Below are 24,448 nucleotides of genomic sequence, written 5' to 3'. Positions count from 1 at the left end.
GGTAAAACCAATGCCCCTGGCGGGCGGTCAGTAGAAGCACAGCCTTCGAAGGATCACCCGCCCCATGGCCGCCTCCACCGACCTCGCCAACGCCTGGTTCGCCCTGCGCGGCTGGAAACCCTTCGCCTTTCAGCGCCGTGTCTGGGCGGCCGTCGAACGCGGCGAGTCCGGGCTGTTGCACGCCAGTACCGGCGCCGGCAAAACCTACGCCGTCTGGCTGGCAGCCCTGCGCGCGTTCGCCGTTGCCAGCTCAGCCCGCCAGCCGGCCCCCTTGCAGGTGCTGTGGGTGACGCCCATGCGCGCCTTGGCCGCCGACACCGCGCGTGCCTTGCAAGCGCCGCTCGATGAGCTGGGCCTGAACTGGAGCGTGGGCGTGCGCAGCGGCGACACTGGCAGCGCCGAACGCGCGCGACAGGCCCGGCGCCTACCCAGCGTGTTAATTACTACCCCCGAGAGCCTGACCCTGCTGCTGACCCGGGCACAGGCCCATGACGACTTCGCCAACCTGCGCCTGGTGGTGGTGGATGAATGGCATGAGCTGCTGGGCAACAAGCGTGGGGTGCAACTGCAACTGGCCCTGGCACGCCTGCGCCACTGGCACCCGCCGCTGCTGACCTGGGGCCTCTCGGCCACCCTCGGCAACCTGCAGCACGCACGCGACGTGCTGTTGCCAGGCGATGGGTTGCTGGTGCAAGGCCGGCAAGACAAGCAACTGCAGGTCGATACCCTGCTGCCCGACGCGATCGAGCGGTTCCCCTGGGCAGGGCACATGGGCTTGAAGATGCTCGATCAGGTCAGCCGGGAGCTCGACAGCAGCGCCAGCAGCCTGGTCTTCACCAACACCCGCGCCCAGGCCGAACTGTGGTACCAGGCGCTGCTCGAGGCACGCCCCGACTGGGCCGGCCTGATCGCCCTGCACCACGCTTCGTTGTCCCGCGACACCCGCGACTGGGTCGAGCGAAACTTGAAGCAAGGGACGCTTAAAGCCGTCATCTGCACCTCCAGCCTGGACCTGGGCGTGGATTTCCTGCCGGTGGAGCGGGTGCTGCAGATCGGCTCGGCCAAAGGCATCGCCCGCCTGATGCAGCGCGCCGGTCGCTCTGGGCACGCACCGGGGCGCCCCTCGCGGGTTACCTTGGTGCCCACCCACAGCCTGGAACTGGTGGAGGCCGCTGCGGCCCGGCATGCCCTGCTCGCCGGGCAGATCGAGGCCCGGCGCTCACCACAGCTGTGTATGGATGTGCTGGTGCAACACCTGGTCAGCATGGCCTTGGGCAGTGGCTTTCGCCCCGAGCAGTTGCTGGCCGAGGTACGCAGCACCTGGGCCTTCCGCGCGTTGCGCGACAGCCAGTGGCAGTGGGCGCTGGACTTCGTCTGCCACGGCGGCAACTCGCTCAGCGCCTACCCTGACTACCAACGTGTCGAACCCCACGCCGACGGGGTCTGGCGGGTTGCCAGCGAGCGCCTGGCACGGCGCCACCGCATGGGCATCGGCACCATCGTCAGCGAGGCCAGCCTGCAGCTCAAGTACTGGAGCAAAGGCGGCGGTGGCAAGTCGCTGGGCAGTGTCGAGGAAGCGTTCATCGCCCGCCTGCGGCCCGGTGATAGCCTGGTCTTCGCAGGGCGCGTGCTGGAACTGGTGCGCGTCGAGAACATGACCGCTTACGTCCGCCGCAGCACCTCGCGCAAGGCCGCTGTGGCCCGCTGGAATGGCGGGCGCATGCCGCTGTCCAGCGAACTGGCCGATGCCCTGGTCGAACAACTCGATGCCGCCGCCCACCAGCGTTTCGAAGGCCCGGAAATGCGCGCCGTGCGCCCATTGCTGGCCTTGCAGGCAAGCTGGTCTGCACTGCCGACTACCCGCACGCTGCTGGCCGAAACGTTAAAATCTCGCCAAGGCTCGCACCTTTTTCTGTACCCGTTCGCCGGGCGCATGGCCAACCTCGGCTTGGCCAACCTTATTGCCTGGCGGGTCAGCCAGGTGCAACCGCTTTCGGTCTCAATTGCGGTCAGTGACTATGGCTTTGAGTTGCTCAGCCCAAGCGCCGTGGACTGGGCCAGGCATTTGCCCAGCGCGCTCTCGACCGAGCACCTGCTGGAGGATGTACTGGCCAGCCTGAATGCAGGCGAGATGGCGCTAAGGCGCTTTCGCGAGATCGCCCAGATCGCCGGCCTGGTGTTTGGCGGCTACCCGGCGGCGCAAAAGAGCACCCGGCAGATCCAGGCGTCGAGCGGGCTGTTCTACGAGGTGTTTCGCAAGCACGATGCCGACAACCTGCTGCTGGGCCAGGCACGGGACGAAGTATTGCGCGAAGAACTGGAAATCGAGCGGTTGCACCGGCAGTTGGCGAAGCTGGGCCAACTGCAGCTGGACCTGCGTGAATTACGCCGCCCAGGGCCACTGGCCTTTACCCTGCTGGTGGAAGGCATGCGCGAAACCTTGAGCACAGAAAAACTCGCAGACCGCATTGCGCGGATGGTGGCAGACCTGGAAAAAGTGGCGGGTAACAACGCATGAATGATCACCTGGCCATCGAGCACTGCGGCGAAACCCTGTGGTTACTGCCGGACAAAGCGCTGTACTGGCCTGCCCGCCGAGCCCTGCTGGTAGCGGATGTGCATATTGGCAAAGCTGCCAGCTATCGCGCCCTGCATCAGCCCGTGCCGCGGGGCACAACCGAGGCCACCTTGGCGCGCCTAGACCAACTGCTGACAAGCCATGAGTGCCAGATGCTGATCATTTTGGGCGATTTCCTGCATGCCAAAACCGCGCGCGCACCGGCAACGCTGGCCAAGCTGCAAACATGGCGGGAACGGCATGCCGGACTGCGCATCGTGCTGGTGCTTGGCAACCATGATCGCCACGCGGGCGACCCACCGCATTCGCTGGACATCGAGGTGGTCGAAGAGCCATGGCTATTGGCACCTTTCGCCTTGCAGCACGAGCCTGTCGCTCACCCCCAGCACCCGGTGCTGGCGGGCCACGTCCACCCGGTGTTCGTGTTGCAAGGGCGGGCCAGACAACGTCTGCGCCTGCCCTGCTTCCTGATGGGTGACGCGATCAGCTTGCTACCGGCCTTCGGTGAATTCACCGGTGGCTGGCGCGTGCAACCCGACGCCGAAAACCGCGTGTTTCTGGCCGGCGCCGGGCGGGTATGGGCGCTCTAAAGCAGCGCCCACTCAGGCGACGGGCGCGGGAGGTGGTTCGTCGGGCAAGGTCGGCTCACCGGGCTCCATGGGCTGCGTTTCGCCCGGTTCCGGTGGTTGAGGAGTATCGGGATCAGGCTGGTGGGGCACGCCGCCCGCCTGCATCGGCAGCGGGTGCGCCAGCAGTGACCATGGCAACATACCGACCTGGTTAGGCTGCAGGCCAGCCAGCTTGGCACTGATTGCGGGATGGAGTTTCATAGGCAGCTCCTGACGAGAGCCGACACGCATCGTGCACATCGGCAGGTTACCCGTTGGAGTACCAAATGCGCGGGGAATTCCCCGCGCTCGTCGGCTCAGGTGCGTGGCAGGGTGACGCCGCGCTGGCCCTGGTACTTGCCGCCGCGGTCCTTGTAGGACACTTCGCACTCTTCGTCGGACTCGAGGAAAAGCATCTGCGCCACACCCTCGTTGGCATAGATTTTTGCCGGCAAGGTGGTGGTGTTGGAGAATTCCAGGGTCACGTGGCCTTCCCACTCGGGTTCAAGCGGGGTGACGTTGACGATGATGCCGCAGCGCGCATAGGTGCTTTTGCCCAGGCAAATGGTCAGCACGTTGCGTGGAATGCGGAAATACTCCACGGTCCGGGCCAGGGCGAAGGAGTTTGGCGGGATGATGCAGACGTCGCTCTTGACGTCGACGAAGCTGCCGGCGTCGAAGTTTTTCGGGTCGACGGTGGCCGAGTTGATGTTGGTGAACACCTTGAATTCGTCGGCGCAGCGTACGTCGTAGCCGTAGCTGGAGACGCCGAAAGAGATGACTCGGCTGTCGTGCTCGCCGCGCACCTGGCGCTCGACGAACGGTTCGATCATGCCGTGTTCCTGCGCCATGCGGCGAATCCACTTGTCCGATTTGATGCTCATGGCGGGGGTGTCCTGAAGAGTTGCGAGGTGAAAATCGTGAGGCGCATCTTACCGGTCCCAGCGCCCTCTTCAAAGTTCCATCCTGCATTCTTGCTACAATCCCCGCCAGGCGGGGGCTACAGCTGCCACCGATCTGAATTTCAGTAAAGCGGCTTCTGGCCATTGGCAGGTTGCGGAAAGTGGGTTAAGGTGACGCCACTGTGCTGCACGTGACACCGAGAATCTCTAGTTTGACGCACGATCCTGATCGGCCCATATCTGAATTTTCTGCTCTCTTTGCACTCAGTCCCGGGCAGGGTTTTTCCTGACCGTAATCAACTTTGTCCAAGGAGACAGAAACATGTCCAATCGCCAAAACGGTGTTGTTAAGTGGTTCAACGACGAGAAAGGCTACGGCTTCATCACCCCTCAGTCGGGTGACGACCTGTTCGTGCACTTCAAAGCCATCCAAGCTGACGGCTTCAAGACCCTGAAAGAAGGCCAGGCTGTTACTTTCGTCGCTACCCGCGGCCAGAAAGGCATGCAGGCTGAAGAAGTTCAGATCGCCTAAGTCGATCTCAGCTTTCTAGCTTTCAAAAAAACCCGCCTTCTGGCGGGTTTTTTTATGCCTGGCTGAAACCGGTGCTGGCTTCTTCGCGGGTAAACCCGCTCCTACAGGCCTGTGGTGTACCTGTAGGAGGGGGTTTCTCAGGTCAATCCTCGCTGATGGTGATGCTCGGCATCGCCGGCGCTGCGGCTTCCTGCAGCACGATCCGCGCACCGACCTGGCGGGCCAGCTCCTGGTACACCATGGCGATCTGGCTTTCCGGCTCGGCAATCGCCGTCGGCTTGCCACTGTCGGCCTGTTCGCGGATCAACATCGACAGCGGCAGCGAGGCCAGCAGGTCGACACCGTACTGGGCTGCCAGCTTCTCACCGCCGCCTTCGCCGAACAGGTGCTCGGCATGGCCGCAGTTGGAGCAGATGTGCACGGCCATGTTCTCGACCACGCCCAGCACCGGGATATTGACCTTGCGGAACATCTCCACGCCCTTCTTGGCGTCCAGCAGGGCGAGGTCCTGCGGGGTGGTGACGATCACCGAGCCCGCCACCGGCACTTTCTGCGCCAGGGTCAGCTGAATGTCGCCGGTGCCTGGCGGCATGTCGATGACCAGGTAATCAAGGTCATCCCAGGCGGTCTGGGTCACCAACTGCAACAGCGCACCCGACACCATCGGGCCGCGCCACACCATCGGCGTGTTGTCGTCGGTGAGAAACGCCATGGACATGACTTCTACACCGTGCGCCTTGATCGGCACGAACCACTTCTGATCGCGAATCTGTGGCCGGGTGCCTTCTGCGATGCCGAACATCACGCCCTGGCTAGGGCCATAGATATCCGCGTCGAGAATGCCGACCCGGGCGCCTTCACGGGCCAGGGCCAAAGCCAGGTTGGCAGCAGTGGTCGACTTGCCGACGCCCCCCTTGCCCGAGGCCACGGCGATGATGTTCTTGACGTTGGCCATGGCCGGCACCTGGGCCTGGGCCTTGTGCGCGGCGACCACGCAGTCGATCGACACCTGGGCGCTGCTGACGCCGTCAAGGTTGCCGATCGCGGTCTGCAGCACCTGGGCCCAACCGTTCTTGAACAACCCAGCGGCATACCCCAGTTGCAACTGCACACTGACCTGCCCGCCCTGTATATCCACGGCGCGCACGCAGCCGGCGCTGACCGGATCCTGGTTCAGGTAGGGGTCGGTGTACTGGCGAAGCACGCCTTCGACGGCGGCACGGGTGACGGCACTCATGGAGACTCCCATTGGCAAACTGAATGTAAAACAGGCGCCTATCCTAACCCGTCAATCGTCAGCAGGTGCGTCTGTGGGGTGAAATATCTTCGCCAGCCCTTTATAGTGGCCGATCACCCTCATTTTTACCCCGTAGCCAGATAAGTAGCCGAGCCACCATGTCCGAGCCACGTCAGATTCTCGTCACCAGCGCCCTGCCCTATGCCAATGGATCGATCCACCTTGGCCATATGCTCGAGTACATCCAGACAGACATGTGGGTCCGCTTCCAGAAACTACGCGGCAACCAGTGCATTTATGTCTGCGCCGATGACGCCCACGGTTCGGCCATCATGCTGCGCGCCGAGAAGGAAGGCATCACCCCCGAGCAGTTGATTGCCAATGTCCAGGCCGAGCACAGCGGCGACTTTGCTGACTTCCTGGTGGATTTCGACAACTTCCACTCAACCCACAGCGAAGAAAACCGCGAGCTGTCCAGCCTGATCTACACGCGCCTGCGTGACGCCGGCCACATTGCCACCCGTTCGGTGACCCAGTACTTCGACCCCGAAAAGGGCATGTTCCTGGCCGACCGCTTCATCAAGGGCACCTGCCCCAAGTGCGCGGCCGAAGACCAGTACGGCGACAACTGCGAGAAGTGCGGCGCAACCTACGCCCCAACCGAGCTGAAGAACCCCAAGTCGGCCATCTCCGGTGCCACCCCGGTACTGCGTGACTCCCAGCACTTCTTCTTCAAGCTGCCTGATTTCCAGGCCATGCTGCAGCAGTGGACCCGTAGCGGCACCTTGCAGGATGCCGTCGCCAACAAGCTCGCCGAATGGCTGGACTCGGGCCTGCAAGAGTGGGACATCTCCCGCGATGCGCCGTATTTCGGCTTCGAGATCCCGGGCGAGCCGGGCAAATATTTCTACGTCTGGCTGGACGCGCCAATCGGCTACATGGCCAGCTTCAAGAACCTCTGCGCGCGCCGCCCAGAGCTGGATTTCGATGCTTTCTGGAAGGAAGACTCCAGCGCCGAGCTGTACCACTTCATCGGCAAGGACATCGTCAACTTCCACGCCCTGTTCTGGCCAGCGATGCTCGAAGGCGCGGGCTTCCGCAAGCCAACTGCGGTCAACGTGCACGGCTACCTGACCGTCAACGGCGCCAAGATGTCCAAGTCGCGCGGCACCTTCATCAAGGCCCGTACCTACCTGGATCACCTGCAGCCGGAATACCTGCGTTACTACTACGCGGCCAAGCTGGGCCGTGGCGTCGATGACCTGGACCTGAACCTGGAAGACTTCGTGCAGAAGGTCAACTCCGACCTGGTCGGCAAGGTGGTCAACATCGCCAGCCGTTGCGCAGGCTTCATTCACAAAGGCAACGACGGCGTGATGGTAGCCGGTGATGCCGCACCCGAGCTGACCGAAGCCTTCCTGGCAGCTGCGCCGTCCATCGCCGAAGCCTATGAGAGCCGTGACTTCGCCCGCGCGATGCGTGAAATCATGGCCCTGGCCGACCGCGCCAACGCCTGGATCGCCGACAAAGCACCCTGGTCGTTGGCCAAGCAGGAAGGCAAGCAGGACGAAGTCCAGGCCATTTGCGCCCAAGGCATCAACCTGTTCCGCCAGTTGGTGATCTTCCTCAAGCCGGTACTGCCGGTGCTGGCTGCCGACGCCGAGGCCTTCCTCAATGTCGCGCCGCTGACCTGGAACGACCACCAGTCGCGCCTGGAAAACCACAGCCTGAATGCCTTCAAGGCACTGATGAGCCGTATCGAACCCGCCAAGGTCGAAGCCATGGTCGCTGCCAGCAAAGAAGACCTACTGGCCGCCGAAGCCCAGGCGCCGGCCGGCAATGGCGAACTGGCCAAGGACCCGCTCTCGGCGGAAATCGAATTCGATACCTTTGCCGCCGTCGACCTGCGCGTGGCCCTGATCGTCAAGGCCGAGGCCGTACCCGGTGCCGACAAGCTGCTGCAACTGACGCTGGACATCGGTGACGAACGCCGCAACGTGTTCTCCGGCATCAAGTCGGCCTACCCCGACCCGTCCAAGCTGGAAGGCCGCCTGACCATGATGGTCGCCAACCTCAAGCCTCGGAAAATGCGCTTTGGCGTGTCGGAAGGCATGGTCATGGCTGCCGGCCCTGGCGGTGAAGAAATCTACCTGCTCAGCCCGGACAGTGGCGCCAAGCCAGGCCAACGCATCAAGTAAGCCCCCAGCCCCGGCCTCTGTGCCGGGGCTGTTCTATCACCCGCTGAATGCCGGACAATCGACACGATTCCCGGCTATCGTCATGTCATGAGTGACTACCTTCTGGTCCTGATCAGCGCCACCCTGATCAATCACCTGTGCCTGCAGCAACAGCCAATATCGTGGCTGCGCGTGCATGTGCTCGGCCTGGCCTGCGCCTTGTCCGTGGCACTCGCCATGATCGGCGCTCACCTGCTCAGGTGGCTGGTGCTCGCCCCTTGGCAGCTCCACGACCTGAGCCTGTTCCTGTTGCTGCCCTGGTTGGCATTGCTGGCCTACGGCGTGCCATCGGCGCTGGGCAGGCTACGCGCCGACTGGCCCGTGGCAGACCTGCCTGCAGTGCTGCTGAGCAACGTCGCCGTGCTGGGGTTGGCCCTGGAGGAGACAAGCGCTGGCACGGCCTGGCTCGCGACGCTGAGCAAAGGCCTGCTGGCCGGCGTGGGCTTGTGGCTTGCGCTGGCCCTGTTCGCGGACCTGCGCCAGCGCAGCGCCCATGCCGACATACCTGTTGCCCTGCGTGGCCTGCCAGTCGAATTGCTCGGTGCGGGCATCATGGCCTTGGCATTTTCCGGTTTCAACGGACTTTTTGCGCAATGACCCCGACCAAGGCAAAGCCTGACCCACGCCTGCGTACCAGCATGGGCCTGGTGCTACTGGCCTGTGCCCCCGGTTTGCTAGCACTGCTGTGGGTGCAGGGCTGGGGGCTGCTGTGCAACCTGCTGCTGTGTGCCAGTGCAGCGTTGCTCTGCGAAGCGCTGCTATTGGCCCTGCGCGGCCAACCTGTAGGTGCGACGCTGAGCGACGGCAGTGCGCTGGTCACTGCGGTGCTGCTGGCGGCCGCCCTTCCTGCGCTGGCCCCTTGGTGGCTGCCCATGGTCGCTGCTGGGGTGGCGATCGGGGTTGGCAAACAGGCCTTCGGCGGTGTCGGCCGCAACCTGTTCAACCCAGCCATGGTGGGCTACGCCTTCGTACTGCTGAGTTTCCCGTTGCAGATGAACCATTGGCCAGGGCACGCGCCGGGGTTGCTCGAGAGCCTGCAGCAGGTAGTGGGCGGCGGCGAGCACATCGATGCCTGGGCACAACCGACAATACTCGACGGCCTGCGCCACAACCGCAGCCTGACCATCGATGAACTGTTCGCCAGCCACCCCGGGTTCGGCAGCATCGGTGGGCGCGGCGGCGAATGGGTCAACTTGGCGTTTCTGCTGGGCGGGTTGTTTCTGCTTCAGCGCAAAGTGTTCAGCTGGCATGCGCCCGTGGGTTTGCTGGCTGGCCTGATGTTGTTCAGCCTGCTGGGCTGGAACGGCTCAGGCTCCGATTCCAACGGTTCGCCCTTGCTGCACCTGTTCTCTGGGTCGACCATGCTGGCGGCTTTTTTCATTGCCACCGAGCCTGTCTCCAGCCCCAAAAGCGAGTGGGCCAAGCTGCTGTTCGGCTTTGGCACAGGCCTGCTGATCTACCTGATCCGCACCTGGGGCAGCTACCCCGATGGCACGGCGTTCGCCATCCTGCTGATGAACCTCATGGTCCCCAGCCTTGAACGGCTGGCCTTGCGCCGCCAAGAGGCTGCCCGATGAAGCGCCTCGCGCAGGCGGCAGTGTTGCTGGCGACAGCGGCGTTGGCCTTGTCGACGACGCTGATCTGGCGCACATGGACCACGCCCACTATCGGCGAAGCCGAAAAACAGCTGCAGAGCCGCCAGCGGCTGGCAGTGCTCCCCGAGGCCAGTTACGACAATCACCCATTGGATACCCCCCTGCCAACGCCCGATGCACAACTTGCGCACAGCCGCATCGTGTCGGCCTATCGGGCAACGCTGGCGGGCACACCTGCAGCGGTCGTCCTGATCACCCAGGTCCAGGGCTATGCTGGGCCGATCGTCTTGACCATCGCCATCACGCCTGACGGGCGCCTGCTGGGCAGCCAGGTGGTCGAGCAGCAGGAAAGCCCCGGGCTCGGCGGGCGCCTTGCCGACCCGCAGGTGCACTGGCTGACGCAGTTTGCCAATCGCAGCCTAGGTGATCACTGGGCACTGAAGCGTGACCAAGGCGACTTCGACCAATTGGCAGGCGCAACAGTCACCTCGCGGGCAGTGATCGAGGCGCTGCAAGATGCCCTGCGCTACTTCGATGAGCATCGTCACGCACTCCTTGAGGGCTTCCCCCATGAATAGGGACTACGTGCTGGTCGCCGCCCTCGCCCCGCTGTTAGGGACGACGCAAACGCTGCCCATGGCGGCTGTCATGGGCGGGTGCGCGGTGTTGATGGTTGGCCTGCATCAAGCCTTGCTGATGCCATTGCGCAACCGCCTGCATGGGGCGGCCTACGTGCTGGCAAGCCTGCTGATACTCGCTGGCCTGGCCAGTTGCCTGCAATTGGCCCTGCGTGCCTGGCTGCTGCCCATGGCGCTGCTCTTGGGCCCGTACCCCGCCCTGTTGTGCCTGACGTGCCTGGCAATGGACCGGCTGCTGCCGGAAGCAGGTCGATGGCGCTCATTGCTACTGCACCTGGGTGGCCTGCTGGCTGCATACCTTGTGCTCGGCGCCTGTCGCCAAGGGCTGGGCGTGCAACTTGCCAACCTCGCCCCGGGCGCACTGCTACTGCTCGGACTGCTGTTGGCCCTGTACAATCACCTGCGTCCGGGCCCTGCCCACCCACGTCTTCAAGGAAAGCCCTGAGTCCATGAATGCCGCAAAACGCCTGGAGATCTTTCGCAGGCTGCACGAAGACAACCCTGACCCGAAAACGGAACTGGCCTACACCACGCCATTTGAGTTGCTTGTCGCCGTGACCCTTTCAGCGCAATCCACCGACGTAGGCGTCAACAAGGCCACCGCCCGGCTGTTCCCGGTCGCCAATACCCCGGAGGCCATCTACGCCCTGGGCGTCGAAGGGCTGAGCGAATACATCAAGACCATCGGGCTCTACAACAGCAAAGCCAAGAATGTGATCGAAGCCTGCCGGCTTTTGATCGAGCGCCATGGCAGCCAGGTGCCTGAAACCCGCGAAGCGCTGGAAGCACTGCCCGGTGTGGGCCGCAAAACGGCCAACGTGGTCCTCAACACGGCGTTCCGGCAGCCGACCATGGCGGTAGACACGCATATTTTCCGGGTCAGTAACCGCACCGGTATCGCGCCCGGTAAAACCGTGCTGGAAGTCGAGAAGAAGCTGATCAAGTTCGTGCCCAAGCCCTACCTGCTCGATGCCCACCACTGGCTCATCCTTCATGGGCGCTATGTATGCCAGGCGCGAAAGCCCCGCTGTGGGAGCTGCCGAATCGAAGACCTGTGCGAATACAAGCACAAGACGTCTGACGATTGAGCCGATAGTTAAAAACCACCCTGGGCGATTGAAAAAATCTTTTTTACCAGCGTCAGCTTTCTGGTTATAAGGACGGCCAACGGCCCCTTGGCTTGGAGCGACTCATGAGTGCTGATAAAGACGACCTGTCAATCGAAGATGATTTTGTTGCCGCAGATGATGAAGCGGAGCCCCAGGTAGAGACTGCAAAGACCAACCTCAGTAAACGTCGCACCATCGACAACCTGCTGGAAGAGCGACGCCTGCAGAAGCAACTGGCCGATTTCGACTACGACTTATAGACCCTTGCAAAGCCTCCCACCGGGAGGCTTTGCAGCGCAGCGGTCAGTTCAACCCGTGGCGCTGTGCCAGCTCGATCAGGTCTACCAGCGACCGGGCGTTGAGCTTGAGCAGCAAACGGGACTTGTAGGTGCTGACAGTCTTGTTGCTGAGGAACATGCTGTCGGCAATTTCCTTGTTCGAGCGCCCGCGCGACAGCTGTTGCAAAACGGTCATCTCCCGGGCCGAGAGACGGTTGACCATGTCCGTCTCGCTGCCACCGCTGCCCCTGCCTCGCGAGGCATGCAAGGCCTGATTAGGGAAATAGCTGTAGCCTGACAACACCGCCTTGATGGCGCTTAGCAGCTCGGTCAGCTCCTGCTGCTTGCACACATAACCCGCCGCCCCCGCCTGCATGCAACGCATCGAGAAGTTCCCAGGTACCTGGGAGGTGAGCACCAGCACCTTGCTGCTGGGGCTGAATGCCGCCATGCGGGCGATGACCTCAAGGCCATCGAGCTTGGGAATCCCGATATCCAGCACCACGATATCCGGCAGGTGCTCACGCGTCAGTTGCAAGGCAGCCACGCCGTTATCGGTTTCCGCAACGACGTCATACCCATGCCGCTCCATCAGCATGCGCACGGCCAGGCGTATGACCGGATGGTCATCCACGATAAGGACTTTATTCATGTGATATCCATTCATTCATTATTTTTGCTGTGGCACGCCACGATAACCGACAGAACGCTTAATGGCGCGACGATTTGTCAATGAAACTCATGAATAGACGAGCCCTACAACACTTACAGAAATTTCCTACACAAAACCTTGCAGCACGCTAATCGTGAGTGTTCATGTCTCGCAAGAAACGTAGCACTGACCCGATCGAATGAACCAGTTGAAAACACACTTCCGCGCGAAGAATAGGCCACTTTAAATGCGCGAAAAAAATCAGGCACCCGCCGTTGTGCCGACAATGCGCAGTCGGGAAACACTACAGCCTTTAGTTGAGCATAACAGTACGGTAATGATGAGCAAAACCGCAGGAGACAGCCATCATGCCCGACGTACAACCTGTCGCCCCGCTGACGATCATTGCTATCTTCGCGGGGATCATCGAAGCATCCGCCCTTGCAACACTGCCGTTTCTCAGCGAATCCAGCCAAAGTCTCTATACCTGGTTTCTGGTCGGCTTTCCGTTTTTCCTTACAGCCTTGTTCTTTCTAACGTTGAACTTCAATTACAAGTCGTTCTACAACCCTGCCCTAAAAAAAGTAACAACCGACAACCCAGAGGCTGAATCGCCTGAACCTGTGACCGTTATCTTTACTGGCCCCGATGCACAACAAAGGCTGGAACAGCATATCCTCGTGGCACTCGCACACGCGCCTGAATCAACACGCACGTGGCACTTCCTTAATCTGGACAAGCGCCAATGCGCACGCCTGTCTATCAGTGCGCTTCAGGAGGACGTCGTCAATCACAAGGCTTAAAAGCCATTGGCATAACGCCGCAAAAAAAAACCCCGGCCTGAGCCGGGGTTCGTGCAACGCTTGCCAGTACTTAGAGCAGCGAACGGCCCTTGTTGGCGGCAATGCGCATGCGCAGTGCATTGAGCTTGATGAAGCCCGCAGCGTCGGCCTGGTTGTAAGCGCCGCCGTCTTCTTCGAAGGTCGCGATGTTGGCATCGAACAGCGAGTCGTCCGACTTGCGGCCGACAACGGTGACATTGCCCTTGTACAGCTTCAGGCGTACCACGCCATTCACGTTGACCTGCGAAGCGTCGATCATCTGCTGCAGCATCACGCGCTCCGGGCTCCACCAGTAACCGGTGTAGATCAGGCTGGCATACTTCGGCATCAGCTCATCTTTCAGGTGAGCGACTTCGCGGTCCAGGGTGATCGACTCGATCGCACGGTGGGCGCGCAGCATGATGGTGCCGCCAGGGGTCTCGTAGCAGCCACGCGACTTCATGCCGACGTAACGGTTCTCGACGATGTCCAGACGGCCGATGCCGTTGGCACCACCGATGCGGTTCAGGTCAGCCAGGACGGTAGCCGGAGACTTCTCGACACCATCGATGGCAACGATGTCACCGTTGCGGTAGGTCAGTTCGATGTAGGTAGCCTGGTCCGGAGCGTTCTCCGGGGAGACGCTCCAGCGCCACATGTCTTCCTCGTGCTCGGTCCAGGTATCTTCCAGGACACCGCCTTCGTAGGAAATGTGCAGCAGGTTGGCGTCCATCGAGTACGGCGATTTCTTCTTGCCATGACGCTCGATCGGGATGCCGTGCTTCTCGGCGTAGTCCATCAGCTTCTCGCGGGACAGCAGGTCCCACTCACGCCATGGGGCGATGACCTTGACGCCCGGCTTGAGCGCGTAGGCACCCAGCTCGAAACGTACCTGGTCGTTGCCTTTGCCGGTCGCGCCGTGGGAAATGGCGTCGGCGCCGGTTTCGTTGGCGATTTCGATCAGGCGCTTGGCGATCAGCGGACGGGCGATGGAGGTACCCAGCAGGTACTCGCCTTCGTAGACGGTGTTGGCGCGGAACATCGGGAACACGAAGTCACGCACGAATTCTTCGCGCAGGTCGTCGATGTAGATCTCTTTCACACCCATTGCCTGTGCCTTGGCACGGGCCGGCTCGACCTCCTCGCCCTGACCCAGGTCAGCGGTGAAGGTCACCACTTCGCAGTTGTAGGTATCCTGCAGCCACTTGAGAATCACCGAAGTATCAAGGCCGCCGGAATACGCCAGTACGACCTTATTTACGTCCGCCATGCCATCACTCCACGGGGTTGTACGGAAAGGGGTCGATTCTAACGGCGTTATGGAAAAATTTACAGTGGGGCGACAGCTTCTGACGACAAAGCGACAGTAATTGTCGAGGGCGCGACGTTGCCTGAATGGATGCTTGGGAGGTATTGCGGTCTGGGCATGCGGGGGCATGGATTGAGAGGTGTAGCGCCTATCAGATCGAGCGCCGCGCGGGCGGCGCTCGATCTCACAGGCGCTGAAAATGTTGTGGCGAACCCCTAATGACCCTGATGCAATCACTTACCATGCCCCACGACCTCAGGGTAGCTTCGCCCCTGGCGCCACGGCAGCAGGGCTAGCTGGCGCCGGAGCAGCAGCTGGCACTGTTTGCTCAACCGGCTTCTCCACCGGTTTCTCAACCTCCGCAACCCGGCCCAGCGCTATACTCACCCGCCGATTGTGAGCCCGGTTAGCGGCATTGTTGTTCTTCGCCAATGGGTAGCGCTCGCCATGGAAGCGCACGGTGATTTGCGCTTCGGGCACGCCATGGGCCTTGAAGTAGTCCGCCACTGCCACTGCCCTGCGGCGCGACAGGTCACGGTTGGTCAGGCGGTTTCCGCTGTTGTCGGAGTGCCCGTCGAGCTCGATGTGGTTAACCGTCGGGTCGGCCTTCATGTAATCCAGCACAACGTCCAGCCGGGCTCGAGCCGAATCGTCCAGATCGATGCCGCCCCCCGGGAAGCCCACCTGCGTCTGCCTCACCTGGTCGTAATTCATCGGCAGCAACTTGCTGGCACAGGCCTGGTAGTCGCTGTAGGCCTTGGCGAAACTCACCGGCAGTACCCGCACCTCCATTGCCCGCCCCGCCTCGCCGGTGTAGTTGCGCACCACCGTGCTGCGGCCATCGAGCAAACCATTGATCAGTCGGCCGGCCTGCCCTTGGGATGAGCTGAACAGCACGCCGCTACGTGCCATCCGCACCACACCCAGGTTGATATCACCACGCCCCGGCTGCCAAGGCGCCGCTGCGGCCAGCAACGTGGCAGACCCAGCCCCCAGCGCGTTACTGTGCGAACGCAGCTGGAACACCGGCAGCTCACCGGCCCGGCGCACGAATTCGCCACTGCCAAAACCGTCGATCGGCTGGATCAGGCGGCACTCGAACTGGTCGCCCTCGACTTGCCAGGCAATGTTCTCCATGCGCGTCTGGAAAGTCAGTGCACCGGTCGGCAGGCTGGCGAACAGGGTCAACAGGGCTAGGTAACGCTGGCGCACGGGCGGCTCCACAAATTCTGACGGCTTACCTGCAGGGTATCGGACGCCACCCGAAAAACTTGATAGCCGTGCTCGGCCCAGGGTTTTCCGGTAGCATTGGGCCTTGAGTTCGACCCGCCTGGAATCCCCAATGTCCGATCGCCTGACCCTCCTGCGTCCCGACGACTGGCACATCCATCTGCGCGATGGTGCCGTCCTGCCCCATACCGTTGGCGATGTGGCGCGTACCTTCGCCCGTGCCATCATCATGCCCAACCTCGTACCGCCGGTGCGCAATGCCGTCGAAGCTGGCGCCTACCGTGAGCGCATCCTTGCCGCGCGCCCGGCCGGCAGCCGCTTCGAACCGCTGATGGTGCTTTACCTCACCGACCGCACCAGCCCCGAAGACATCCGCGCGGCCAAGGCCAGCGGTATCGTGTACGCCGCCAAACTGTACCCGGCCGGCGCCACGACAAACTCCGATTCAGGCGTGACCAGCATCGACAACATCTTCCCCGCTATCGAAGCGCTGGCCGACGTTGGCATGCCGCTGCTGGTGCACGGTGAAGTGACCCGCAGCGAGATCGACGTGTTCGATCGCGAGAAGCGCTTCATCGACGAGCACATGCGCCGTGTGGTCGAACGCTTCCCGACGCTCAAAGTGGTGTTCGAACACATCACCACCAGCGATGCCGCGCAGTTCGTCACCGAGGCCTCGGCCAACGTCGGTGCCACCATTACTGCCCAGCACCTGCTGTACAACCGCAACCACATGCTGGTTGGCGGCATCCGCCCGCACTTCTATTGCCTGCCGATCCTCAAGCGCAACACCCACCAGGTGGCGCTGCTGGATGCTGCCACCAGTGGCAGCCCGAAGTTCTTCCTCGGCACCGACTCGGCCCCTCACGCCCGTCACGCCAAGGAAGCGGCCTGCGGTTGCGCCGGCTGCTACACCGCGTACGCGGCCATCGAGATGTACGCCGAAGCTTTCGAGCAGCGTAACGCGCTGGACAAACTCGAAGGCTTCGCCAGCTTGCACGGCCCGGCCTTCTATGGCCTGCCGGCGAACACCGACACCATCACCCTGGTCCGCGAAGAGTGGACTGCCCCTGAAAGCCTGCCGTTTGGCGAGCAGACCGTGGTACCGCTGCGTGCCGGCGAGAAGCTGCGCTGGCGCCTGCTGGAGGAAAACGCGTGAGCGAAGACCTCTACGAAGACGATCAGGACGGCCAGGCCGGCAGCGGCTCGCGCCACCCGATGGCTGAGCGCTTCCGTGGCTACCTGCCAGTGGTGGTGGATGTCGAGACCGGCGGTTTCAACAGCGCCACCGATGCCTTGCTGGAAATTGCCGCCGTCACCATCGGCATGGACGAGAAAGGCTTCCTGTTCCCCGAACACACCTACTTCCACCGGGTAGAGCCGTTCGAGGGGGCTAATATCGAGGCTGCCGCACTGGAGTTCACCGGCATCAAGCTGGACCACCCGCTGCGCATGGCAGTGAGTGAAGAAAGCGCGCTGACCGATATCTTCCGCGGCGTGCGCAAAGCGCTCAAGGCCAACGGCTGCAAGCGCGCAATCCTGGTCGGCCACAACAGCAGCTTCGACCTGGGCTTCCTCAATGCGGCGGTCAACCGCAACGACCTCAAGCGCAACCCCTTCCACCCGTTCTCCAGCTTCGACACCGCCACCCTGGCGGGCCTGGCGTATGGCCAGACCGTGCTGGCGCGGGCCTGCCAGAGTGCCGACATCGACTTTGACGGGCGTGAGGCGCATTCGGCGCGCTACGACACCGAGAAGACGGCCGAGCTGTTCTGCGGCATCGTCAACCGCTGGAAGGAAATGGGCGGCTGGCGCGATTTCAACGACTGAGTTGAATGCCTCATCGCCGGCAAGCCGGCTCCCACAGGATTACCACAGGCTTGAATATTGTGGGGTACCTGTGGGAGCTGGCTTGCCAGCGATGAGAGCAGAACAGACACTGGAAGACTCAAATTCCAGGCACAAAAAAACCGGCCACCAGGGCCGGTTTTTTTATGCGCTTGGCAATTACAGCTTGCCAGCGTTCTCGCTCAGGTATGCAGCAACGCCTTCTGGCGAAGCGTTCATGCCTTTGTCGCCTTTCTTCCAGTTGGCAGGGCAGACTTCGCCGTGCTCTTCGTGGAATTGCAGGGCGTCAACCAGACGCAGCAGCTCGTCCATGTTACGGCCCAGTGGCAGGTCGTTGATGATCTGCGAACGGACAACACCGTTGGTGTCGATCAGGAAGGCACCACGGAAGGCCACGCCACCTTCGGACTCAACGTCGTAGGCTTTGCAGATTTCGTGGGTCATGTCGGCAGCCAGGGTGTACTTCACCTGGCCGATGCCGCCGTTGTTGACCGGGGTGTTACGCCAGGCGTTGTGGGTGAAGTGCGAGTCGATCGAAACGCCGATCACTTCAACGTTGCGAGCCTGGAAGTCTGGGATGCGGTTGTCCAGGGCGATCAGCTCGGACGGGCAAACGAAGGTGAAGTCCAGCGGGTAGAAGAACACCAGGCCGTACTTGCCCTTGATGGCCGAGGCCAGGTTGAAGCTGTCGACGATTTCGCCAGTGCCCAGTACAGCGGGAACGGTGAAGTCGGGGGCTTGTTTACCAACGAGTACGCTCATTGTTATCTCCTGATGAGGGTGAAAAACCGTTTGCCGGGCCAGACGGGCTTGCCCGACATCCAACAAAGGCCGACCATCATACACGGCTTCTCATGACAGACCGAATCCAACCGCCGGTCGCTCAAGCACGCCCCTCTCAGAAAGTCTTTTGACAAGCATTCTCATTACCATTAAGCTCCAGACCATCTCAACCAGCGATGGTCCGACTTTATGTATGTGTGTCTTTGTGTCGGCGTGACCGACGGACAGATCCGCGATGCGATCTATGACGGATGCTGCAGCTACAAGGAAGTTCGAGCCGCGACCAACGTCGCCAGCCAATGCGGTAAATGTGCCTGCCTTGCCAAGCAAGTGGTCCGCGACACCTTGACCGATCTTCAGGTCAGCCAGGCTGCCCTGCCCTATCCGGTAGAATTTACTGCCGCTTGAAACCCCCTATTTTGAAGAACCGGACCTAGCGTCCGGTTTTTTTATGCCCGCAATTCAATAACTTAGCACTCCAACGCGCTTCACAAACATTCTTATTCCTATTCATTTTCACTTATTATTCAATAACTTAGGTTTGACAGCCCTAAGTATCAGGCTCAAACTTCTCTGTATTGGCACACTTCTACAGGGCAGGAACCCGTCATGAAAGGCGACGTAAGCGTCATCCAGCATCTCAACAAGATCCTCGGAAACGAGCTGGTCGCGATCAACCAGTACTTCCTGCACGCACGCATGTACGAAGATTGGGGCCTGAACAAACTCGGCAAGCACGAGTACAAGGAATCCATCGACGAGATGAAGCACGCTGACAAATTGATCAAGCGTATTCTCTTCCTCGAAGGCATCCCGAACGTCCAGGACCTGGGCAAGCTGCTGATCGGCGAGCACACCAAAGAAATGCTCGAGTGCGACCTGAAGATCGAACAGAAAGGCCTGATCGACCTTAAAGCCGCCATCGCTCACTGCGAAACCGTTGGCGACTTCGGCTCGCGTGAAATGCTCGAAGACATCCTCGAGTCCGAGGAAGAGCACATCGATTGGCTGGAAACCCAGCTGAGCCTGATCGACAAGATCAGCATCGAGAACTACCTGCAGTCGCAGATGGGCGAAGAGTAAAATCCCGCCCATAAAAAAACCCGCCATGAGCGGGTTTTTTTATGAACGTTCGAGGATCAGGCTTCAGAAGCCTTCGCCTTGGCAGCAGCATCCTTGATCAAGGTTTGCAGCTCACCGTTTTCAAACATTTCCAGCATGATGTCGCTACCGCCGACCAGCTCGCCTGCTACCCACAGTTGCGGGAAGGTTGGCCAGTTGGCGTACTTGGGCAGGTTGGCGCGGATTTCCGGGTTCTGCAGGATGTCGACGTAGGCGAACTTCTCGCCACAACCCATCACAGCTTGCGATGCCTTGGCCGAGAACCCGCACTGCGGGGCATTCGGCGAGCCTTTCATGTAAAGCAGAATGGTGTTGTTGGCAATCTGCTCTTTGATCGTTTCGATGATATCCATGGAACACCTCGTCTGAACTTTCCGACTCGATGGTCGGCACGGTGACGCATTGTATCGGAAAGCCGAGCGGTATGCTCGGCCTTGCCGTTGCTCAGGCGGCCTCGACGTGCACAGGCACGCCATTGAGGGCGGCATTGCCCGACACCTGATCGCGCAAACGCTCATCGGTAAGGTCATTGGCACTGACCCCGGGTTGCCCCTGGGCGACCTGCAGGTGCACGCCCTGGCGACCATGGCCGTAGCCGTGTGGCAGGCTGACCACGCCCGGCATCATGTCGGTACACGCCTGCACTTCAACCTCAAGGGTGCCGGTACGCGAACGTATGCGCACGCGCTGGCCATCCTGCAGTTGCCGTTGCAGCAGGTCATCAGGGTGCATCAACAGCTGATGGCGCGGCTTGCCTTTGACCAGCCGGTGGAAGTTGTGCATCCATGAATTGTTGCTGCGCACATGGCGGCGGCCAATCAACAACAGCGCCCCTGCGGCCAACGGTGCCTGCCGGGCAAGCCTGGCCAAGTCGTCGAGCAGCACCTGAGGGGCCGCCTCGATGGCCTGGCTGGCGGTGCGCAGGCGCGCTTGCAGATTGGCGCCTAGCGGCCCCAGGTCGAGCCCGTGGGGGTGTCGATCCAGTGTTTCGATCGAGAGCTTCCAGGCCGATTCATCACCATAGCGCCCCTTGCGCAAAGCCCAGTCGATCATCTGCGCCGGGGGCAGGGTCGGCTTGAGCTCCATTGCCGCACGCTCGGCAAAGGCCTTGGCCAGGCCGACAAAGATCTCCCAATCGTGCAACGCGCCTTCTGGCTTGGCGAGGATCGCGCGGTTGAAGCGCGTCACGTTGCGTACCGCCAGCAAGTTGAAGGTGCTGTCGTAGTGGTCGTTCTCCAGCGCCGACGTGGAAGGGAGGATCAAATCAGCATGGCGGGTGCTCTCGTTGATGTAAAGGTCGATGCTGAGCATGAACTCGAGCCCCTCCAGCGCCTCGTCCAGCTGTCGACCATTGGGCGTGGACAGCACCGGGTTGCCCGCCACGGTCACCAGCGCCCGCACCTGGCCGTCACCGGGCGTGAGCATTTCTTCGGCGAGTGCAGCCACCGGCAGCTCGCCGGCGTACTCCGGCAGCCCCGAAACCCGGCTTTGCCAGGCATTGAAATGCCCACCCGAGGTACTCGCCACCAAGTCGACTGCAGGCTCGGTACACAGGGCGCCGCCCACCCGATCCAGGTTGCCGGTGACCAGGTTGATCAGTTGCACGAGCCAGTGGCACACGGTGCCGAAGGCCTGGGTCGATACGCCCATGCGGCCATAGCAGACGGCCTTGTCGGCAGCCGCAAAATCACGCGCCAGCTGGCGAATATCGGTAGCGGCAATGCCGCACAGCGGGCTCATGGCTTCAGCGGTCAGCGGGGCAATTGCGTTGCGCACCTGATCAACACCCTTGACCGGCACGTGCGACGTGCGGGTCAGGCCTTCGTCGAACAGGGTATTGAGCAGGCCACTGAGCAATGCTGCATCGCCGCCGGGGCGGATGAACACGTGGCGGTCAGCCATGGCCGCCGTTTCGCTGCGCCGCGGGTCCACCACCACCAGTTGACCGCCCCGGGCACGCAGGGCCTTCAGGCGCTTCTCCACATCTGGCACGGTCATGATGCTGCCATTGGAGGCCAACGGGTTGCCGCCCAGAATCAACATGAAGTCGGTGTGGTCGATGTCCGGGATCGGCAACAGCAGACCGTGGCCGTACATCAGGTGGCTGGTCAGGTGCTGGGGCAACTGATCCACCGAGGTGGCCGAAAACCGGTTGCGGGTCTTCAACAAGCCGAGGAAATAGTTGCTGTGGGTCATCAGCCCGTAGTTGTGCACGCTGGGGTTGCCTTGATACACCGCCACCGCGTTGCGACCATGCGCCTGCTGGATGGCCCACAGCTTGTCGGCCGCCAGGGCGAAGGCCTCGTCCCAGCCGATCGTCTGCCAGCGTTCGCCAACCCGACGGTGCGGCTGACGGAGGCGGTCGGGGTCGTTCTGGATGTCTTGCAAGGCCACTGCCTTGGGGCAGATATGGCCACGGCTGAACGGGTCATCGGGGTCGCCCTTGATCGAGCTGATCAGCGCCCGGCCATCGTCTTCATGGCTGACTTCGATGTTCAGCCCGCAAATGGCTTCGCACAAGTGACAGGCACGGTGATGCAGGGTCTTGGTCATGGCCGCCTCTGCGTTGTGATGGGTCCGATCACGACTATGCGCCCGGCCCACGGCCCTCGCCAGCGCGCTTTGCGCTGTGAATTCCCCGACATCAGGCAAACGATTCGCGACACGCATTTGCCAAATTGCGGGCAAGCCGTGTACAACCTCTGTAGCAAATAAAAAACAGCGCACGCTCAAGGGGTAACGACACCCTTTGCAACAGAGCTGCTGTTTCCCCTCTTGGTTTCAGGCGACATTTAATTATAGTATTGCGCCTTTCCCTATTTCGTCCGCCCCGTGCGGCTTACGCCGCAGGTCACTCCCGTTGTCAAAAAAAACCATACGGTCGACCTGCATACCGTTGCAGATAAGGTAGTCAAACATGAGCGCTAGGCACTTTCTCTCCCTGCTGGACTTCACCACCGACGAATTGCTCGGGGTGATCCGCCGCGGCATCGAGCTGAAGGACCTGCGCAAGCGAAGCGTACTGTTCGAGCCGCTGAAAAACCGCGTGCTGGGCATGATCTTCGAAAAGTCCTCGACCCGGACCCGCGTGTCGTTCGAGGCAGGCATGATCCAGCTCGGCGGCCAGGCCATCTTCCTGTCACCTCGCGACACCCAACTGGGCCGTGGCGAGCCGATCAGCGACAGCGCCATCGTGCTGTCGAGCATGGTCGACGTGGTGATGATCCGCACCCACGCCCACAGCACCCTCACCGAATTCGCCGCCAACTCGCGCGTACCGGTGATCAACGGCCTGTCCGATGAGTCGCACCCGTGCCAGCTGCTGGCCGACATGCAGACATTCGTCGAACACCGTGGCTCGATCCAAGGCAGGACCGTGGCGTGGATCGGCGATGGCTTCAACATGTGCAATTCTTATATCGAAGCCGCCCAGCAGTTCGATTTCCAGCTGCGCATCGCCTGCCCCGAAGGCTACGACCCGGACCCACGCTTCATGGCGCTGGGCAGTGATCGCGTGCAGATCATCCGCGACCCGAAGGAAGCCGTGCGCGGCGCGCACCTGGTGACCACCGATGTCTGGACTTCCATGGGCCAGGAGGAGGAAACTGCACGCCGCCTGGCGCATTTCGCGCCTTACCAGGTCACCCGCGAACTGCTCGACCTGGCGGCACCCGACGCCCTGTTCATGCACTGCCTGCCCGCCCACCGTGGTGAGGAAATCAGCCATGACCTGCTCGACGACCCTCGTTCGGTCGCCTGGGACCAGGCTGAAAACCGCTTGCATGCACAGAAGGCCCTTCTCGAATTCCTTGTAGAACCGGCTTACCACCACGCATGAGTCAACCCCTACTGCTCAACCTGCGCAACCTCGCCTGCGGCTACGGCGACCAGCGCATCGTCCAGAACCTCAACCTGCACCTGAACGCAGGCGACATTGGTTGCCTGCTGGGTTCATCCGGTTGTGGCAAGACCACCACCCTGCGCGCCATCGCCGGTTTCGAGCCTATCCATGAAGGCGAGATCCAACTGGCGGGCGAGGTCATTTCCCGTGCCGGCTTCACCCTGGCCCCGGAAAAACGCCGCATCGGCATGGTGTTTCAGGACTACGCCCTGTTCCCGCACCTGACCGTGGCCCAGAACATCGCCTTCGGCATCGCCAAGCACCCGCGCCAGGGTGAGGTGGTCGAAGAGATGCTCGAGCTGGTCAAGCTGGGCGGCTTGGGCGGTCGCTATCCGCACGAGCTGTCCGGTGGGCAGCAGCAACGGGTCGCCCTGGCCCGCGCGCTGGCGCCAGAGCCTCAGTTACTGCTGCTCGACGAGCCGTTCTCCAACCTCGACGTGGAACTGCGGCGCCGCTTGAGCCATGAGGTGCGCGACATCCTCAAGAGCCGGGGTACCAGCGCCATTCTGGTGACCCACGACCAGGAGGAAGCGTTTGCCGTCAGCGACCAGGTGGGTGTGTTCAAGGAAGGTCGCCTGGAGCAGTGGGATACGCCTTACAACCTCTACCACGAGCCGCAGACGCCGTTCGTGGCCAGCTTCATTGGCCAAGGCTACTTCATCCGTGGCCAGATGAGCAGCCACGAGGCGGTCAATACCGAACTCGGCGAACTGCGCGGCAACCGCGCCTACATCATGGCGCCAGGCAGCTCGGTGGATGTGCTGCTGCGCCCTGACGATATCGTGTATGCGCCAGACAGCCTGCTGCGGGCCAGTATCGTGGGCAAGAGCTTCCTGGGGGCATCGACCCTGTATCGCCTGCAACTGCCTACCGGCAGCCAGCTGGAGGCGATCTTCCCAAGCCATATCGATCATCAGGTCGGTGAGGAGGTAGGGATTGCCGTGGCGGCCGATCACCTGGTGCTGTTCCCGGTGCCGGGCAGTGTCGCGGCGCAGTTGCCACGGCATGAAAATGGCGTTCGCCGCTACAGCTCGGCGACCTGACCGAAAACGGGGGCCGCGTTGGCGG

26 protein-coding genes are annotated in these 24,448 nt (G+C 61.8%); 17 read left to right on the top strand and 9 right to left on the bottom strand.

The window, feature by feature from the left end:
• The first annotated feature begins 64 nt into the window (after positions 1 to 64).
• Both D886_RS0112235 and pdeM read left to right on the top strand, forming a co-directional pair.
• Positions 65 to 2,518 carry a ligase-associated DNA damage response DEXH box helicase gene (locus D886_RS0112235; protein ID WP_027594210.1) on the top strand — a complete coding sequence of 818 codons (2,454 nt, stop codon included), beginning with the start codon at positions 65 to 67 and terminating at the stop codon, positions 2,516 to 2,518.
• Positions 2,515 to 3,168 carry a ligase-associated DNA damage response endonuclease PdeM gene (pdeM, locus tag D886_RS0112230; protein WP_027594209.1) on the top strand — a complete coding sequence of 218 codons (654 nt, stop codon included), beginning with the start codon at positions 2,515 to 2,517 and terminating at the stop codon, positions 3,166 to 3,168. The genes D886_RS0112235 and pdeM overlap by 4 nt, the downstream gene beginning before the upstream one ends.
• 12 nt (positions 3,169 to 3,180) lie before the next feature.
• On the opposite strand, the gene D886_RS0112225 is transcribed toward pdeM, so the two are convergent.
• On the bottom strand, positions 3,181 to 3,408 hold the full coding sequence (locus tag D886_RS0112225; RefSeq protein ID WP_027594208.1) for a hypothetical protein: 228 nt from the start codon (positions 3,406 to 3,408) through the stop codon (positions 3,181 to 3,183).
• Between the two features lie 95 nt (positions 3,409 to 3,503).
• Positions 3,504 to 4,070 (bottom strand): dCTP deaminase, encoded by a 567-nt coding sequence (dcd, locus tag D886_RS0112220; protein WP_012313046.1) that lies wholly within the window; start codon positions 4,068 to 4,070, stop codon positions 3,504 to 3,506.
• A 340-nt stretch (positions 4,071 to 4,410) separates the two neighbouring features.
• Here dcd and D886_RS0112215 point away from each other — a divergent pair, with 340 nt between their 5' ends.
• Positions 4,411 to 4,620, top strand: a complete 210-nt coding sequence (locus D886_RS0112215) for a cold-shock protein (RefSeq protein WP_027594207.1) — start codon at positions 4,411 to 4,413, stop codon at positions 4,618 to 4,620.
• A gap of 142 nt (positions 4,621 to 4,762) precedes the next feature.
• On the opposite strand, the gene apbC is transcribed toward D886_RS0112215, so the two are convergent.
• Complete coding sequence (gene apbC, locus D886_RS0112210; protein ID WP_027594206.1) at positions 4,763 to 5,857, bottom strand: iron-sulfur cluster carrier protein ApbC; 1,095 nt, start codon at positions 5,855 to 5,857, stop codon at positions 4,763 to 4,765.
• 158 nt (positions 5,858 to 6,015) lie between these two features.
• Here apbC and metG point away from each other — a divergent pair, with 158 nt between their 5' ends.
• The 7 genes from metG to D886_RS28360 all read left to right on the top strand — a co-directional run bounded on the left by metG (position 6,016) and on the right by D886_RS28360 (position 11,696).
• Complete coding sequence (gene metG / locus D886_RS0112205; RefSeq protein WP_027594205.1) at positions 6,016 to 8,055, top strand: methionine--tRNA ligase; 2,040 nt, start codon at positions 6,016 to 6,018, stop codon at positions 8,053 to 8,055.
• An 87-nt stretch (positions 8,056 to 8,142) separates the two neighbouring features.
• Positions 8,143 to 8,691, top strand: a complete 549-nt coding sequence (locus tag D886_RS0112200; RefSeq protein WP_027594204.1) for an Rnf-Nqr domain containing protein — start codon at positions 8,143 to 8,145, stop codon at positions 8,689 to 8,691.
• Entirely contained in the window at positions 8,688 to 9,671 is a 984-nt protein-coding gene (locus D886_RS0112195) for an RnfABCDGE type electron transport complex subunit D (RefSeq protein ID WP_033694177.1), read from the top strand. The genes D886_RS0112200 and D886_RS0112195 overlap by 4 nt, the downstream gene beginning before the upstream one ends.
• Complete coding sequence (locus D886_RS0112190) at positions 9,668 to 10,267, top strand: RnfABCDGE type electron transport complex subunit G (RefSeq protein WP_027594202.1); 600 nt, start codon at positions 9,668 to 9,670, stop codon at positions 10,265 to 10,267. The genes D886_RS0112195 and D886_RS0112190 overlap by 4 nt, the downstream gene beginning before the upstream one ends.
• Positions 10,260 to 10,772 (top strand): Rnf-Nqr domain containing protein, encoded by a 513-nt coding sequence (locus tag D886_RS0112185; RefSeq protein WP_027594201.1) that lies wholly within the window; start codon positions 10,260 to 10,262, stop codon positions 10,770 to 10,772. Before D886_RS0112190 ends, D886_RS0112185 begins: the two co-directional genes overlap by 8 nt.
• Positions 10,773 to 10,776: 4 nt before the next feature.
• Positions 10,777 to 11,415 carry an endonuclease III gene (nth, locus tag D886_RS0112180; protein ID WP_027594200.1) on the top strand — a complete coding sequence of 213 codons (639 nt, stop codon included), beginning with the start codon at positions 10,777 to 10,779 and terminating at the stop codon, positions 11,413 to 11,415.
• A gap of 104 nt (positions 11,416 to 11,519) precedes the next feature.
• A complete protein-coding gene (locus tag D886_RS28360) occupies positions 11,520 to 11,696 on the top strand; it encodes a PA3496 family putative envelope integrity protein (protein WP_027594199.1) in 177 nt (58 codons plus the stop codon).
• A gap of 43 nt (positions 11,697 to 11,739) precedes the next feature.
• Here D886_RS28360 and D886_RS0112170 read toward each other — a convergent pair whose 3' ends face one another.
• Positions 11,740 to 12,366 (bottom strand): response regulator transcription factor, encoded by a 627-nt coding sequence (locus D886_RS0112170; RefSeq protein WP_027594198.1) that lies wholly within the window; start codon positions 12,364 to 12,366, stop codon positions 11,740 to 11,742.
• A 368-nt stretch (positions 12,367 to 12,734) separates the two neighbouring features.
• Here D886_RS0112170 and D886_RS0112165 point away from each other — a divergent pair, with 368 nt between their 5' ends.
• Positions 12,735 to 13,169 (top strand): hypothetical protein, encoded by a 435-nt coding sequence (locus tag D886_RS0112165; RefSeq protein WP_027594197.1) that lies wholly within the window; start codon positions 12,735 to 12,737, stop codon positions 13,167 to 13,169.
• 70 nt (positions 13,170 to 13,239) lie between these two features.
• Here D886_RS0112165 and D886_RS0112160 read toward each other — a convergent pair whose 3' ends face one another.
• Together D886_RS0112160 and D886_RS0112155 are read right to left on the bottom strand one after the other, a co-directional pair.
• Positions 13,240 to 14,457, bottom strand: a complete 1,218-nt coding sequence (locus tag D886_RS0112160) for an argininosuccinate synthase (RefSeq protein ID WP_027594196.1) — start codon at positions 14,455 to 14,457, stop codon at positions 13,240 to 13,242.
• 294 nt (positions 14,458 to 14,751) lie between these two features.
• Complete coding sequence (locus D886_RS0112155; protein ID WP_027594195.1) at positions 14,752 to 15,708, bottom strand: OmpA family protein; 957 nt, start codon at positions 15,706 to 15,708, stop codon at positions 14,752 to 14,754.
• A 130-nt stretch (positions 15,709 to 15,838) separates the two neighbouring features.
• On the opposite strand from D886_RS0112155, the gene pyrC reads away from it, so the two are divergent.
• Together pyrC and rnt are read left to right on the top strand one after the other, a co-directional pair.
• Positions 15,839 to 16,885: a dihydroorotase gene (gene pyrC, locus D886_RS0112150; RefSeq protein ID WP_027594194.1), complete on the top strand. Its 1,047-nt coding sequence runs from the start codon at positions 15,839 to 15,841 to the stop codon at positions 16,883 to 16,885.
• 59 nt (positions 16,886 to 16,944) lie between these two features.
• Entirely contained in the window at positions 16,945 to 17,556 is a 612-nt protein-coding gene (gene rnt, locus D886_RS0112145; RefSeq protein WP_371097688.1) for a ribonuclease T, read from the top strand.
• Positions 17,557 to 17,733: 177 nt separating this feature from the next.
• Here the strand turns inward: rnt and D886_RS0112140 are convergent, their stop codons facing one another.
• Positions 17,734 to 18,336 carry a peroxiredoxin gene (locus D886_RS0112140; protein WP_027594192.1) on the bottom strand — a complete coding sequence of 201 codons (603 nt, stop codon included), beginning with the start codon at positions 18,334 to 18,336 and terminating at the stop codon, positions 17,734 to 17,736.
• Between the two features lie 210 nt (positions 18,337 to 18,546).
• On the opposite strand from D886_RS0112140, the gene D886_RS27770 reads away from it, so the two are divergent.
• Together D886_RS27770 and bfr are read left to right on the top strand one after the other, a co-directional pair.
• Positions 18,547 to 18,765 carry a bacterioferritin-associated ferredoxin gene (locus D886_RS27770; RefSeq protein ID WP_081717488.1) on the top strand — a complete coding sequence of 73 codons (219 nt, stop codon included), beginning with the start codon at positions 18,547 to 18,549 and terminating at the stop codon, positions 18,763 to 18,765.
• Positions 18,766 to 18,966: 201 nt separating this feature from the next.
• On the top strand, positions 18,967 to 19,440 hold the full coding sequence (gene bfr / locus D886_RS0112135; RefSeq protein ID WP_027594191.1) for a bacterioferritin: 474 nt from the start codon (positions 18,967 to 18,969) through the stop codon (positions 19,438 to 19,440).
• Between the two features lie 56 nt (positions 19,441 to 19,496).
• Here bfr and grxD read toward each other — a convergent pair whose 3' ends face one another.
• A complete protein-coding gene (gene grxD / locus D886_RS0112130) occupies positions 19,497 to 19,832 on the bottom strand; it encodes a Grx4 family monothiol glutaredoxin (RefSeq protein ID WP_012313029.1) in 336 nt (111 codons plus the stop codon).
• A gap of 91 nt (positions 19,833 to 19,923) precedes the next feature.
• Positions 19,924 to 22,032: a molybdopterin-dependent oxidoreductase gene (locus D886_RS0112125; RefSeq protein ID WP_027594190.1), complete on the bottom strand. Its 2,109-nt coding sequence runs from the start codon at positions 22,030 to 22,032 to the stop codon at positions 19,924 to 19,926.
• Positions 22,033 to 22,396: 364 nt separating this feature from the next.
• Here D886_RS0112125 and argF point away from each other — a divergent pair, with 364 nt between their 5' ends.
• Both argF and D886_RS0112110 read left to right on the top strand, forming a co-directional pair.
• Complete coding sequence (gene argF / locus D886_RS0112115) at positions 22,397 to 23,317, top strand: ornithine carbamoyltransferase (RefSeq protein ID WP_027594189.1); 921 nt, start codon at positions 22,397 to 22,399, stop codon at positions 23,315 to 23,317.
• The gene (locus tag D886_RS0112110; protein ID WP_027594188.1) at positions 23,314 to 24,423 is read left to right on the top strand and encodes an ABC transporter ATP-binding protein; all 1,110 of its coding nucleotides are present in this window, start codon (positions 23,314 to 23,316) and stop codon (positions 24,421 to 24,423) included. Before argF ends, D886_RS0112110 begins: the two co-directional genes overlap by 4 nt.
• The last annotated feature ends 25 nt before the right edge of the window (positions 24,424 to 24,448 follow it).

It is taken from the genome of Pseudomonas sp. LAIL14HWK12:I7 (genome assembly GCF_000483465.1).
In the GTDB taxonomy this organism is placed as follows: Bacteria; Pseudomonadota; Gammaproteobacteria; order Pseudomonadales; family Pseudomonadaceae; genus Aquipseudomonas; species Aquipseudomonas kermanshahensis.
This window is presented reverse-complemented; position numbering and strand designations above follow the sequence as displayed.